13 protein-coding genes are annotated in these 13,680 nt (G+C 72.7%); 11 read left to right on the top strand and 2 right to left on the bottom strand.

Features of this window, described 5'->3' with window-relative positions; translation table 11 throughout:
- The first annotated feature begins 79 nt into the window (after window positions 1-79).
- From metG to DEI91_RS10385, 4 genes are read left to right on the top strand one after another with little or no spacing between them, the layout of a single operon-like run.
- On the top strand, window positions 80-1,657 hold the full coding sequence (metG, locus tag DEI91_RS10370) for a methionine--tRNA ligase (RefSeq protein WP_111052220.1): 1,578 nt from the start codon (window positions 80-82) through the stop codon (window positions 1,655-1,657).
- Complete coding sequence (locus DEI91_RS10375) at window positions 1,654-2,583, top strand: TatD family hydrolase (protein WP_111052221.1); 930 nt, start codon at window positions 1,654-1,656, stop codon at window positions 2,581-2,583. Before metG ends, DEI91_RS10375 begins: the two co-directional genes overlap by 4 nt.
- Complete coding sequence (gene rsmA, locus DEI91_RS10380; protein ID WP_111052222.1) at window positions 2,580-3,443, top strand: 16S rRNA (adenine(1518)-N(6)/adenine(1519)-N(6))-dimethyltransferase RsmA; 864 nt, start codon at window positions 2,580-2,582, stop codon at window positions 3,441-3,443. The genes DEI91_RS10375 and rsmA overlap by 4 nt, the downstream gene beginning before the upstream one ends.
- A 54-nt stretch (window positions 3,444-3,497) precedes the next feature.
- Window positions 3,498-4,037 carry a hypothetical protein gene (locus tag DEI91_RS10385; protein WP_111052223.1) on the top strand — a complete coding sequence of 180 codons (540 nt, stop codon included), beginning with the start codon at window positions 3,498-3,500 and terminating at the stop codon, window positions 4,035-4,037.
- A 14-nt stretch (window positions 4,038-4,051) separates the two neighbouring features.
- Here the strand turns inward: DEI91_RS10385 and DEI91_RS10390 are convergent, their stop codons facing one another.
- The gene (locus DEI91_RS10390) at window positions 4,052-4,792 is read right to left on the bottom strand and encodes an SDR family oxidoreductase (protein ID WP_111052291.1); all 741 of its coding nucleotides are present in this window, start codon (window positions 4,790-4,792) and stop codon (window positions 4,052-4,054) included.
- A 101-nt stretch (window positions 4,793-4,893) separates the two neighbouring features.
- Here DEI91_RS10390 and DEI91_RS10395 point away from each other — a divergent pair, with 101 nt between their 5' ends.
- From DEI91_RS10395 to DEI91_RS10415, 5 genes are all read left to right on the top strand, one after another.
- The gene (locus DEI91_RS10395; RefSeq protein ID WP_110891234.1) at window positions 4,894-5,733 is read left to right on the top strand and encodes a helix-turn-helix transcriptional regulator; all 840 of its coding nucleotides are present in this window, start codon (window positions 4,894-4,896) and stop codon (window positions 5,731-5,733) included.
- 65 nt (window positions 5,734-5,798) lie between these two features.
- A complete protein-coding gene (locus DEI91_RS10400) occupies window positions 5,799-6,809 on the top strand; it encodes a RimK family alpha-L-glutamate ligase (RefSeq protein ID WP_111052224.1) in 1,011 nt (336 codons plus the stop codon).
- Window positions 6,810-6,921: 112 nt separating this feature from the next.
- Window positions 6,922-7,968, top strand: a complete 1,047-nt coding sequence (locus DEI91_RS10405; protein ID WP_111052225.1) for an LLM class flavin-dependent oxidoreductase — start codon at window positions 6,922-6,924, stop codon at window positions 7,966-7,968.
- Window positions 7,968-9,266, top strand: a complete 1,299-nt coding sequence (locus DEI91_RS10410) for an O-acetylhomoserine aminocarboxypropyltransferase/cysteine synthase family protein (protein WP_111052226.1) — start codon at window positions 7,968-7,970, stop codon at window positions 9,264-9,266. Before DEI91_RS10405 ends, DEI91_RS10410 begins: the two co-directional genes overlap by 1 nt.
- Before the next feature lie 126 nt (window positions 9,267-9,392).
- The gene (locus tag DEI91_RS10415; RefSeq protein WP_111052227.1) at window positions 9,393-10,325 is read left to right on the top strand and encodes a 4-(cytidine 5'-diphospho)-2-C-methyl-D-erythritol kinase; all 933 of its coding nucleotides are present in this window, start codon (window positions 9,393-9,395) and stop codon (window positions 10,323-10,325) included.
- A gap of 68 nt (window positions 10,326-10,393) precedes the next feature.
- Here the strand turns inward: DEI91_RS10415 and DEI91_RS10420 are convergent, their stop codons facing one another.
- Complete coding sequence (locus DEI91_RS10420; protein ID WP_146244270.1) at window positions 10,394-12,052, bottom strand: glycosyltransferase family 39 protein; 1,659 nt, start codon at window positions 12,050-12,052, stop codon at window positions 10,394-10,396.
- 108 nt (window positions 12,053-12,160) lie between these two features.
- Between DEI91_RS10420 and DEI91_RS10425 the strand changes: the two genes are divergently transcribed.
- A complete protein-coding gene (locus DEI91_RS10425) occupies window positions 12,161-12,571 on the top strand; it encodes a molybdopterin-binding protein (protein WP_111052229.1) in 411 nt (136 codons plus the stop codon).
- Window positions 12,568-13,644 (top strand): ThiF family adenylyltransferase, encoded by a 1,077-nt coding sequence (locus DEI91_RS10430; protein ID WP_111052230.1) that lies wholly within the window; start codon window positions 12,568-12,570, stop codon window positions 13,642-13,644. The genes DEI91_RS10425 and DEI91_RS10430 overlap by 4 nt, the downstream gene beginning before the upstream one ends.
- The last annotated feature ends 36 nt before the right edge of the window (window positions 13,645-13,680 follow it).

A 13,680-nucleotide genomic window follows, 5' to 3' on the forward strand; every position in this document is an offset into this window, starting at 1 on the left:
CACGGGCCTCCCGTCCGGTCATCCACAGGCGGCCGGGAGGCGCGTCACGCGGTTTCGAGTCGCCTCTAGGATGGTCGGCATGGCCGACGGCAGCTCGTTCTCGATCACCACGCCGATCTTCTACGTCAACGACGTGCCCCACATCGGGCACGCGTACACGGAGGTCGCCGCGGACGTCCTCGCGCGCTGGCACCGGCAGCGCGGCGACGACACCTGGCTGCTCACGGGCACCGACGAGCACGGCCAGAAGATCCTCCGGACGGCCTCGGCGAACGACGTCACCCCGAAGGAGTGGGCGGACCGGCTGGTCACCGACGCCTGGAAGCCGCTGCTCGACACCGTCGACGTCGCGAACGACGACTTCATCCGCACCACCGACGAGCGGCACGAGCGCGGCGTGACGGCGTTCCTGCAGAAGCTGTACGACGACGGCTACATCTACGCGGGCGAGTTCGAGGGCTTCTACTGCGTGGGCTGCGAGGAGTACAAGCAGCCGAGCGACCTCGTGCCCGGCACCGGTCCGTACGAGGGCCAGCAGGTCTGCGCGATCCACTCCATCCCGGTGGAGGTCCTCGCCGAGCGGAACTACTTCTTCCGCATGTCGGACTTCGAGCAGCGCCTGCTCGACCTGTACGAGTCGAACCCGCAGTTCATCCAGCCGGAGAGCGTCCGCAACGAGATCGTGTCGTTCGTCAAGCAGGGCCTGCGCGACCTGTCCATCTCGCGGTCGAGCTTCGACTGGGGCATCCAGATCCCGTGGGACTCCGACCACGTCCTCTACGTCTGGTTCGACGCACTCCTCAACTACGTCACCGCGCTCGGCTACGGCACGGACGACGACGAGGCCTTCCGGCGTCTCTGGCCGAGCGTGCACATCGTGGGCAAGGACATCGCCCGCTTCCACGCCGTCATCTGGCCGGCGATGCTCATGGCCGCCGGGCTGCCCGTGCCGGAGCGCGTGTTCGGCCACGGGTGGCTGCTCGTCGGCGGCGAGAAGATGTCCAAGTCGAAGCTGACCGGCATCGCCCCGAGCGAGATCACCGACACCTTCGGGTCGGACGCCTTCCGCTACTACTTCCTGCGCGCCATCACCTTCGGGCAGGACGGCAACTTCAGCTGGGAGGACATCTCGGCGCGGTACCAGGCGGAGCTCGCGAACGGGTTCGGCAACCTGGCGTCCCGTATCGTCGCCATGCTGAACCGCTACTTCGACGGCGCCGTCCCCGAACGTGGGGAACGCAGCGAGTCCGACGCCGCGATCGACGCCCTCGCGCAGTCCGTGACGGAGCGTGCGGACGCCGCGATCGAGGCCTTCGCGCCGCACGACGCGATCAGCACGATCTGGGAGCTCGTCGACGCCCTGAACGGCTACATCACCGAGCAGGAGCCGTGGGCCCTCGCCAAGGACGACGCGCAGCGCGAGCGGCTCGCGACCGTGCTCGTCACGGCGCTCCGCGGGCTCGGGACCGTCGCGGTCCTGGTGTCGCCCGTCATGCCGAAGGCGACGGAGAAGCTCTGGGCGTCGATCGGTGCCGGTGGGTCGATCGCCGAGCAGCGCATCGACCGCGCCTGGGAGTGGCAGGGTTCCGACACGGTGACGCCGCTCGCCGCCGGGCTCTTCCCGCGCATCGAGCAGCCGGAGCAGGGCGCCGCGTGACCGACGCGCACGTCCGTGCACGCGGTGGCGACGGGAGTGGGCAGAAGCGGGACCTGACGTACCCGCCGTTGCCGCAGGCCCTGTCGGTGCCCGTGTACGACAACCACACCCACATGGAGATCGCCGACGGCGTCGGAGACGGCGGAGACGGTCCGCTCGCGTTCGGCGAGCACCTCGACCGCGCCGCGAGCGTCGGTGTCCGCGGTGTCGTCCAGGTCGGCACGGACCTGGCCACCTCGCAGTGGTCCGCGGCGATCGCAGCGCAGGACCCCCGTGTCCTCGCGGCGGTCGCACTGCACCCGAACGAAGCGCCGGTGCTCGACGAGCAGGGGCTCCTCGACGAGCACCTCGCCGGCATCGAGGCGCTCGCGGGGCTGCCGCGCGTCCGGGCGATCGGTGAGACGGGGCTCGACTTCTTCCGGACCGGTGAGGACGGCCGGACCGCCCAGGTCCGGTCGTTCGAGGAGCACATCCGGATCGCCAAGGAGCACGACCTCGCGCTGACCATCCACGACCGCGACGCCCACGACGCCGTCGTCGAGGTCCTCGAGCGCGTCGGCGCCCCGGAGCGCACGGTCTTCCACTGCTTCTCCGGCGGCACCGAACTCGCCCGGCTCTGCGCCGAGCGCGGGTGGTACATGTCCTTCGCCGGGACCGTCACCTTCAAGAACGCGCAGGACCTGCGAGAGGCCCTGCACGTCGCACCGCGCCACCTCGTCATGGTCGAGACCGACGCCCCGTTCCTGACGCCGACGCCGTTCCGCGGCCGGCCGAACGCGCCGTACCTCATCCCGATCACGGTGCGGTCGATGGCCGAGACCCTCGGGACCGACCCCGCGACGCTCGCCGAGCAGATCGCGGCCAACACCGAGCTCGTGTACGGCCCGTGGGACGACGAGCCGACCACGGTGGGGGAGTCGTCATGAGTGCCCTCCTCGGTCCGGCGGAGATCCGCGACCTCGCGGCGACGCTCGACGTCACCCCGACGAAGAAGCTCGGCCAGAACTTCGTGCACGACGCCAACACCGTCCGACGCATCGTCTCCGTCGCGGGTGTGACGCCGGAGTCGCGCGTGCTCGAGGTCGGTCCGGGGCTCGGGTCCCTGACGCTCGGGCTGACCGAGACCGGCGCTCCCGTGACCGCCGTCGAGATCGACGCCCGGCTCGCCGCGCACCTGCCGACGACCGTCGCCGCGATGCAGCCCGGCGCCCGCCTCACGGTCGTCCACCAGGACGCGCTCCAGGTGTCCGCCGAGGACCTGCCCGTGGCGCCGACGCACCTCGTCGCGAACCTGCCGTACAACGTCTCCGTGCCGGTGCTCCTGCACCTCCTCGCCACCTTCCCGTCCCTCGTCCGGTCGCTCGTCATGGTGCAGGCCGAGGTCGGCTACCGGCTCGCGGCGGACCCGGGCAGCAAGGTCTACGGCTCCCCGAGCGTCAAGGCAGCCTGGTACGGCTCGTGGCGGATCGCCGGCCAGGTCAGCCGTCAGGTGTTCTGGCCCGTGCCGAACGTGGACAGCGTGCTCGTCGGCTTCGACCGGCACGACCCGCCGGGGGACGAACAGCTGCGGTCGCGGGTCTTCACCCTCGTCGACGCGGCGTTCCAACAGCGACGGAAGATGCTCCGCCAAGCGCTGTCCGGCGTCCTCGGCGGGAGTGCACACGCATCTGAGGTCCTCGAAGCGGCCGGCATCGCGCCGACCGCCCGCGGTGAGGAGCTCGGCATCGACGACTTCGTGCGCCTCGGCCGGACCGTCCTCGCAGCCGCCGGCGGCGCCGGGTCCTGACCCGGCCACACACGCACGGGCGTCTGGCTCGGTCGTGGTGGGTACGCTCGCTCCATGACCGACGACGTCGTCCGCTCGCACGCGCGGGGCATCCCCGCCGACCGGGTGCTCGCGGCCACCGGTGCCGCGCCGGACGACTGGTACGACCGCCTGGACGGCGACGGCGGGCGCACGATCGGGCACACCGCCATCGCCGCCTGGCTCGTCGGGCAGGGCGTCGACCCGTGGTGGGCGCAGAGCGTCGCCGTCGGGTACGAGCAGTCCCGCGGGCTCCGCGTGCCCGGGCAACGCGCCGACGGCACGTTCGCCGTCTCGGCCTCACGGCAGGTCGACGGCGACCGGGAGACGGTGCTCGACCGCGCGGTCGTCGTCGCGTCCGCCGCGCTCGGGCACGACCCGACGTCGGAGCGCCGGGGCGGGAAGCGTCCGTCCGCGCGGTGGACGTCCGCCGACCGCGAGTCGGTGCTGGTCACGACCGAGGACGGCCCCCGCCCGGGCACCGTCCGGCTGTCGGCGACGCGTGAACGCCTGACCGGTCCGGAGCGGATGCCCGAGGCGAAGGCCGCGCTGCGGGACCTGCTCGCCGCGGTCTGAGCCGCAGGGCGGGCTCAGTGCTCGCGGCCCGCCATCATCTCGAGGATCTGCTGGTGGGTGCCGTCACGCTCGGCCCACCGGAGCGGCTGGACGTCCTGCACGAGGACCTCCGTGGTCCCGCCGGTCTCGATGATCGTCATCACCTCGTCCGCGAAGGCGTCGAGCGGCATGCCGCCGAAGTCCGCACCACCCATCAGGTCGGTCTGCACGGCCGGCGGTGCGAGTTCGAGCACCTCGACCGTGGTGCCGGCGAGCTGCTGTCGGAGTGCCTGCGTGTACGAGTGCACGCCGGCCTTGGTGGCGCTGTAGGTCGGGGTCGCGGTGAGCGGTACGAACGCGAGCCCCGACGACACCGTCATGACGGTGGCGGCCGGGCGGGTGAGCAGGTGCGGCAGGAACGCGTCGATCAGGCGGATCGTCCCGACCAGGTTCGTCTGGATCGTCTCGATGGCGTCCTCGATGTGGCCGGGGTCGCGGAGGTCCTCGTTCCGCATGATGCCCGACATCGTCACGAGGGTGTCGAGTCCGGGGTGTGCGGCGAGGACCTGGTCGGCGGCCGCCCGGATCGAATCGGCATCGGCGACGTCGACCTGGACCGTGCCGAGGCCGTGCTCCTCGGCGAGGGAGTCGAGCAGGGCCTGTCGGCGCCCGCCGATGACGACGGTGCTGCCCGCGGCCTGCAGGCGGAGCGCGAGCGCCAGGCCGATGCCCGAGGTCGCGCCGGGGATGAAGACGGTGCTGTTGGTGGTGTCCATGACGACCACGATGCCCGCGCCGTGTCGACGCATCCAGAGCCCGCACATCGGGGGACCGCCGGTCCCTGGTTCCCGGCCGCGCCGAGCAGCAGACTGGACGCATGGACCGTGCCGCCCTCGCCGACTTCCTGCGCCGTCGACGCGAGCTCCTGCGACCGGAGGACGTCGGGCTCGGTGCCGGCGCTCGTCGACGCACCCCGGGCCTCCGTCGTGAGGAGGTCGCCGCGCTGGTCGGCATGTCGGTCGACTACTACACGCGCCTGGAGCAGCAGCGCGGACCGCAGCCGTCCGAGCAGATGGTGGCCGCGATCGCCCGTGCCCTCCGCTGCTCCCTCGACGAGCGAGACCACCTGTTCCACCTCGCGGGGCAGAACGCGCCGGTGCGCATGCACCGCGCCGACCACGTGGACCCGGCGATCCTCCGGGTGCTCGACCGGCTGACGGACACGCCGGCGATCGTCGTCAGCCACCTGGGGGAGACCCTCGTCGAGAACCGGCTCGCCGTGGCGCTCCTCGGCACGTCGGTCGGCCTGTCGGGCAACGACCGGTACCAGGCATGGCGGTGGTTCGTCACCGGCACCGAGCTCGACCGGTACGCGCCGGAGCAGCACGAACGACTGGGGCGGGTCGTGGTGGCGTCACTGCGGGCGGCGGTCGGTCTCGCCGGACCCGGCGATCGTCGGGCGACCGAACTCGTCGCCGAACTCGAGCGGCGCAGTCCCGAGTTCGCCCGGCTGTGGGCGCTGCACGAGGTCGCCCTCCGCTGGTCGGACAACAAGACGATCATGCAAGCCGAGCTCGGTCGCATCACCGTCGACTGCCAGGTGCTGCACACGGACGACCAGGCGCAGGCGCTCCTGCTCTTCACGGCACCGCCGGGGAGCGAGGACGCCCAGAAGCTCGAACTGCTCGGCGTCCTCGGCCAGCAGACCTTCGCCTGAGCGGCAGCTGCAACACCGCGTCACACACCTGGCAGCCCCCACACCTGCGTGCCTAGGGTGGGGCGGTGAGCACTCCGCGCGTGACCGTCATCCACGAGAACCCCGAGTGGTTCCCACCGCTCGCCGCCGCCTTCGAGGCCGAGGGCGTCCCGGTCCGGGAGCTCCTGCTGACCGAGGGCCAGATCGACCTCGGTGCCGAACCGGAGCCGGGTGTCTACTGGTCGCGGATGTCGGCGTCGAGCCACACGCGCGGCCACGAGCACAGCAAGGAGTACACCCGCGCGGTGCTCGGCTGGCTCGAACGGGCGGGCCGCCAGGTCGTCGGCGGCAGTCACGTGCTCGAGCTCGAGGTCTCGAAGGTCGCCCAGCACGGGCTCCTGCGGCAGGCCGGGTTCGACGTGCCCCGCACCACCGCGGTGTTCGGCACGGCGACGCTCAAGCAGGCGGCCGCGGACTTCACGGGCGGCCAGGACGGCCCGTTCATCACGAAGCACAACCAGGGCGGCAAGGGCCTCGGGGTCCGCCGCTTCGACTCGCTCGCCGAGTTCGACGCCTACGTCGACAGCCCGGAGTTCGAGGAGCCGGTCGACGGCATCACGCTGTTGCAGGAGTACCTGACCGCGCGCGAGCCGTTCATCACCCGCGTCGAATTCGTGGGGGGCGAGTTCGTCTACGCCGTCCGCGTCGACACGAGTGCGGGCAGCTTCGAGCTCTGCCCCGCGGACGCGTGCGAGGTGCCGCAGGTCATCGCGGGCGCGGTGTGCGCGGTCCCCGGCACGGAGACGGCAGGAGCGCCCCCGGCGTTCAGCGTCCGGACCGAGGTGACGGCGGAGCACCCGCTCGTGCAGCAGCTCCGGACGTTCCTGGCGGACCAGCGGATCACGATCGCGGGCGTCGAGTTCATGGAGACGACCGACGGCCGGACGGTCGTCTACGACATCAACACGAACACGAACTACAACCCCGCCGTCGAGGAGACCGCGCCGGCCTCGGGCCCGCGGGCGATCGCCCGCTACCTCGGCAGCCTGCTCGACGCCGAGTACGCCACGGCCGCCGCACCCGCGGCGCACGCCTGACCGGCGACGCGACGCCGTCCCACCACACCGACCGACCACCTCCCGGACGGGAGGCCCGGCTCGCCACCGGCACCGAGCCTCCCGTCCGTCATCTCCACCAGCAAGGAACCCCGTGCGATTCGGATACTGGACCCCGCTCTTCGGCGGCTGGCTGCGCAACGTCGACGACGAGCAGATGCCGGTCACGTTCGACTACGTGAAGCTCCTGGCGCAGCGCGCCGAGCGGATCGGGTTCGACCTGACGCTCGTGCCGGAGCTCAACCTCAACGACATCAAGGGCGTCGCAGCGCCGAGCCTGGAGGCGTGGGCGCTCGCGGCGGCGATCGCGGCGACCACCGAGCGCCTCGAGATCATGGCGGCGATGCGTCCCGGGTACCACCTGCCCGCGGTGACGGCGAAGCAGGCGGCGACGATCGACGACATCTCCGGCGGCCGGTTCACCTTCAACGTCGTGAGCGCCTGGTGGGCGGAAGAGGCCCGTCAGTACGGCGGCATCTTCTCGGAGCACGACGACCGCTACAAGCGCACGGCGGAGTTCGTCGAGGTCATGAAGGGGCTGTGGCGCGAGACGCCGTACAGCTTCTCCGGCGAGTACTACGACATCGAGAACGCCCACCTCGAGCCGAAGCCCCGCGTCACCCCGCGCATCTACGCCGGCGGTGAGAGCGAGGCCGGCAAGGCGAGCATCACGCACTACGCCGACGCCTACGTCACCCACGGCGGCACCGTCGAGGAGCTCCGCACGAAGATCGCCGAGATGCGCCGGCGCCGCGAGGACGCCGGGCTCCCGCCGTTCGAGGCGTTCGGCATGGCCGCGTACGCGATCGTGCGCGACACCGAGGAGGAAGCGCAGGCCGAGCTCGCGCGCATCACCGACGTGCAGCACGGCAAGGCGTACGAGTCCTACCAGGACTTCATCTCGAAGTCGCAGCTCGAGCACGTGCCGTCGCTCGAGGACTACTCGGTGTCGAACCGGGGCCTGCGCCCGCAGTTCGTCGGGACGCCGGAACAGGTCGCCGCACGGATCCGCGAGTACGAGGAGGCGGGTGTGGACACCCTGCTCCTGCAGTTCTCGCCGCAGCTCGAGGAGATGGAGCGCTTCGGCGAGCAGGTCATCCCGCTCGTGCGCGCGTCCGTCCCCGCTGAGCCGGTGTCCTGATGGCTGCCGAGGACGACTGGGCGTTCGAGACCCGGCAGATCCGCGCCGGGTTCAAGGCCGACCCGGGCTTCGGCGGGAACGTGCCGCCGATCGCGCAGACCGCGGCGTTCGTCTACCCGTCGGGTGAGGACGCGGCCGACCGGTTCCTGCTCAACGCCCCCGGGCACACGTACTCGCGGGTGAACAACCCGTCGGCCGCTGCGCTCGAGCGGCGCATCGCCGACCTGGAGGGCGGGGTCGCCGCGCTCGCGCTCGCGTCGGGGCAGGCGGCCACGTCGCTCGCCGTGCTCGGGCTCGCCCGCGCCGGCGACCACGTCGTGTCGAGCGCTTCGCTCTACGGGGCGACGTACACGCTCTTCGCGTCGACGCTCCGTGATCTCGGCATCACGTTCACGTTCGTGCAGGACCCGACGGACCTGGACGAGTGGGCCGCCGCCGTCCGTCCCGAGACCCGCGCGTTCTTCGGGGAGTCGATCCCGAACCCGCGCGGGGACGTCCTCGACTTCGCCGGGGTGGCGGGGGTCGCGCACGAGGCCGGCGTGCCGCTCATCGTCGACAACACCATCGCGACGCCGTACCTGGTCCGACCGATCGAGCACGGCGCGGACATCGTCGTGCACTCCGCGACGAAGTACCTCGCCGGGCACGGAAGCGCCATCGCCGGACTCATCGTCGACAGCGGCAACTTCGACTGGGCCGCACACCCCGAGAAGTACCCGCAGCTGACCACGACCGAGCACTCGGGCTTCTCGGGTACGAACTTCGCGGAGAAGTTCGGTCGCCGGGCGTTCATCCAGCGCACCCGCTCGAAGCTGTCCGCCGACCTCGGTCCCGCGATCGCCCCGTTCAACGCCTTCCTCGTCCTGCAGGGCATCCAGACGCTGTCCCTCCGCATGGACCGGCACGTGTCGAACGCCGCGACGGTGGCGTCCTGGCTCGATCCGCACGACCAGGTCGAGCACGTGCACTACGCCGGCCTGCCGGGCTCACCGTGGCACCACCTGCAGCAGCGGTACGTGCCGAAGGGGCCGTCGAGCGTCCTCGCGTTCGACCTGGCCGGCGGGGTCGAGGCCGGGCGGCGCTTCGTGGCCGCGCTCGAGCTCTTCGACCACGTGTCGAACATCGGCGACGTCCGCTCCCTCGTCGTGCACCCGGCCTCGACCACGCACGTGCAGATGACCCCGTCCGAGCGGGCCGCGGCGGGCGTCGGCGAGGGGCTCATCCGGCTGTCGATCGGCCTGGAACACGTCGACGACGTCATCGCGGACCTGGAGCGCGGCTTCGCCGCTGCGGCGTAGCCGTCCGACGGGAGGCCCGTGGCACCGCCGCCACGGGCCTCCCGTCCGACGTGCCTGCGGGACGCGCGGATCGCCCGGGGTGCCCGCTCGGCGGGTGCACCGTCGGGACGGGGATAGGTTGGTCGCATGACGTCGACGCCCGCTCCGGACCGGGTGCGGACCCGCGCGCCGGGCAAGATCAACGTCCACCTGTCGGTCGGCGCCCTGCAGGACGACGGGTACCACGACGTCGCCACCGCGTACCAGGCGGTGTCCCTGTACGAGGACGTCACCGCCGAACGCGCCGACGACTTCTCCGTCCGCTTCACCGGGCCGATCGACACGTCCACGGTGCCGACCGACGACACGAACCTCGCGCTCCGGGCCGCCCGCCTCGTCGCCCGCTCCGCCGGACACCGCGGCGGGGTGCACCTGACGATCGACAAGCAGGTGCCGGTCGCCGGCGGGATGGGCGGTGGATCGGCCGACGCCGCCGCGACGCTGCTGGCGGTCGACACGCTCTGGGGCACCGGCCTCGGTCGCGACGAACTGCTGCGCCTCGCCGCCGAGCTCGGGGCCGACGTGCCGTTCGCCTTCGTGGGTGGGACCGCCGTCGGGACCGGGCGTGGTGACGAGCTCAGCCCGGCGCTCGCCAAGGGGGAGTTCCACTGGGTCCTCGCGCTGAGCGAGACCGGACTGTCGACGCCGTCGGTGTACCGCGCGCTCGACGAGCACCGGGAGCGCTACCGGGCGGACATCTCCCCGGCGCCGCGGACCCCGGTCGTCGAGGCGCACGTGCTCCAGGCGCTCCGCGCGGGGGACGCCGAGCTCCTCGCCGAGAACCTGCACAACGACCTGCAGGCCCCGGCCATGCGCCTGCAGCCGGGCCTCGCCGACACGCTCGAACTCGGGGAGCGCTCCGGCGCCCTGGCCGGACTCGTGTCCGGCAGCGGTCCGACGGTGGCCTTCCTGGTGCCGGACCGGGACGCGGCGCTCGAGGTGCAGGTCGCGCTGAGCGCCTCCGGACTCGTCGCACTGCGGGCGACCGGGCCCGTGCACGGCGCCCGCGTCCTGCACTGACACGCTGCCCGTCCCACGCGGGCGGGGTCCCCACGCGGGCGGGATCCCCACGCGGGCGGGGTCCGGGGTCAGGAGCGGACGAACTCCGTCATGATGACCTTGCCGGTCTGCCAGTTGTGCGCGACGTGGAAGCCCTGCTCCTCGAGCACCGCCTTGACCTCCGGCCGGATCGTGCGGGAGGTGCCGCCGACGTACCAGACGGTGTCGATGTCGCCGAGGCGGGACGGGATCGTCGTCGCGAGGTCGCCGTTCGTGTTCCAGAGGACGCCTTCCTCGGCACCGTCGGTCGCGACGCCCAGGTCGGTGAGGCCGGAGAACGCGTCCGGGTAGGACACCCGGATGATCTCGGCGGTCGCCGTCGGGTGGCGGTACACGCTGCCGAACACGACGCCCTCGTTGGCGCTCGGGCGGACGGACCGCTCGGCGCTGATGATCGAGGCGGCGTGCGCCCAGGTCGATTCCTGCTTCGCCTGCGGACCCTTGACGGTGACGGCCGTGGGGACCGACAGGACCACGAGCACCGCGAGCGCGGCGGCGAGCAGCGCCCTGGGTCGGACCGCGGTGAGTGCGAGGGCGACGAGGAGCGCCACGAACGGCAGGCTCAGGGTCGCGTACTTCGGCGAGTACAGGCGCTCGCCGAGGGCCGTCGCGACGAGGAGGACGGCGGTCGGGACGACCACGAGCGGCAGGGCCACCCGCACGGTCTGCGCCCGGAACAGTGCACGCGCGGACGGCACCCGGCGGTGCACCTGCACGAGCGCGAGCCCGACGCCGACGACCATGAGGGACCAGATGACGGCCGCGTACGGGTCGGACGCGCCGAACCAGGCGGTCGACCACACCTGCCCGAGGGTGTCGCGGCTGATGTCCTTGATCCAGCCGACCTGCTTCGCCTGCGAGGACACGACGACCACGAACGGCGCGACCACGGCGGCAGCGATGCCGGCGGCGACGGCCCAACCCACCAGCACACGGCCGGGAACGAGCGCCGCCCCGGGCGTGCGGCCGTCCCGGGTGACGACGGCGGCCCGCAGGGCGTGCCGCTCGGCCAGCAGGGTCCAGGCGAGCGCGACGGCGTGGGCGAGGACCGCGAGCGCCAGGTACACGTTGAGGAGCACCGCGACGACGGCGAGCACCCCGTAGGCGGTCCACCACCCGGCGGCCCGGGGTGCTCCGGACCGGGTGCGGCGCAGGGCCGAGACGCCGACGAGTGTCAGACAGACCGACAGCGTCGTGATGGTGGCGTAGGGACGGCCCTCGGTACCCGCCCACTGCACACGGGGGAGGAGCAGGAAGACGATGCCCGCCGTGATCCCGAGCCGACGTCCGCCGAGGCGCCGACCGAGCGCGACGACGGTGCCCGCCGCCACCCCGATCGCGAGGGCACTCGGCAGGCGCAGCGTGAACGGGGTGTACCCGACGAGCCAGAACCAGACGTGCATCAGGGCGTAGTACAGGCCGTGCACCGCGTCGACGGTGTGCAGTTCTGCCCAGAGCTCGGGCCAGGACCGCTGCGCGCTCGTGACGGTCGCCGCCTCGTCGTACCAGAGGGACGGGACCCACGAGAAGGCGGCTGCGACGACGACGCCCGCGGCGCCGATGGTGAGCTCCGGCACCCGGACCGCTGCCGTCACGACCGAGGACACGGCCCCGCGGACGCCGGCGCGCACCGGTACCCGGCGGACCGCGTGCGGGACGCCGATGCTGCCGGTACGGGGGGAACTCACGCCCAGCACGGTACCGAGCGCCGCTGGACGGGAACCCGGTGCCGCGCCTCCCGGAGCGGTGAGTGTCCACAAGTCGTGGCGGGTCGTTCCCCGGTTAGGGTCGTCGTCATGACGCAGCTCCGGATCCGTGACGCCGCGACCTACCTCGGCATCAGCGACGACACCGTCCGGCGGCTCGTCGAGGGCGGCACGTTCACCCGGGCGACCGATCCCGCCGGCAGGTCGGTGGTCGACGGGCGGGAACTCGCCGAGTACGCCTCGTCGCGCGGCGACCAGCTCGCCGACCCGTCCGGCGTCCGGAGTTCCGCACGCAACCGCTTCGTCGGCATCGTGACGGACCTGGTCGTCGACACGGTGATGGCCCAGGTCGAGCTGCAGTGCGGTCCGCACCGGTTGGTGTCCCTGATGAGCGCGGAGGCGGTCCGCGAGCTCGGGATCGAGGTCGGGTCCGTCGCGGTCGCCTCGGTCAAGGCCACCATGGTGACGGTCGAGGCGGCGAGCGGGGAGGCGGACGCGTGAGCACGACACCGGACACGAGCACGCCCGTCAGCACCGCGCGCCGCCGCCTCGGCTCGCGGACGGCGGCGCTCGCCGGTGCGGGACCGGACGTCCTCGAACGTCTCGCGCGCGCCCGGGTGCTCGTCGTCGGCGCCGGTGGGCTCGGCGCTCCCGTGGTCGCGTACCTGGCCGGCAGCGGGCTCGGACGACTGACGATCGTGGACGACGACGTCGTGGACGGCTCGAACCTGGCCCGGCAGACGCTGTTCACCGGCGCCGACGTCGGGCACGCGAAGGCCGAGGTCGCGGCCGCACGGGCCCGCGCCGTCGACCCCGAGCTCGACGTCGTCGCGGTCACCGGGCGGTTCCGCCCCGAGCACGTCGCCGGGCACGACGTCGTGGTGGACGCCGCCGACGCCGTCGACGTCACCCGGGCGGTGTCCGACGCGTGTGCGCCGCTCGGGATCCCGTTCGTCTGGGGCACCGTGCTGTCCTGGGACGGACAGGTCTCGGTCTTCCGCGACGCCGGGCCGGACGGCGTCGACTTCCACGACCTGCACCCGGAGGTCCTGCCCGACGAGGGGTCCTGCGCGGTCGACGGGGTCCTCCCGGCACTGTGCGGCGCGGTCGGGTCGGTGATGGCCGCGCAGGTGACGGCCCTCGTGGCCGGCCTCGGTGAGCCGCTGCTCGGGCGGCTCCTCACGGTCGACGCCCGACGGTGGCGGTGGACCGAGAGCCCCGTCCGGCGCGGGCCGGCGTCGCGACGGCCGACGGGCCTCCCGGTCGGGACGGCGGACGGTGCGGACGCAACCCGGCCGTCGCGGATCGCCCCCGCCGCGCTCGCCGCCCGTCTGGCCGACGCCGCGGACCGGGTGACGGTCGTCGACGTGCGCACCCCGGCGGAGTGGGCGACGGGCGTGATCGCCGGGTCGGTGCACCCGGACGCGGTCCCGGCCGACGCGGAGGTCGTGGTCACCTGCGCCCGCGGTCCTCGCGCCGACGCCTGGGCGCGGACCGCCGGGCGTCCCGTGACCGTCCTCGACGGCGGCGTCGACGCGTGGCGGAGAGAGGGTCTCCCGCTCACGCCCGTGTGAGGTGCCGGCCGCGGTTGCGGATAGGATCCCCATCGG

It is taken from the genome of Curtobacterium sp. MCBD17_032, assembly GCF_003234855.1.
Taxonomy (GTDB): Bacteria; Actinomycetota; Actinomycetes; order Actinomycetales; family Microbacteriaceae; genus Curtobacterium.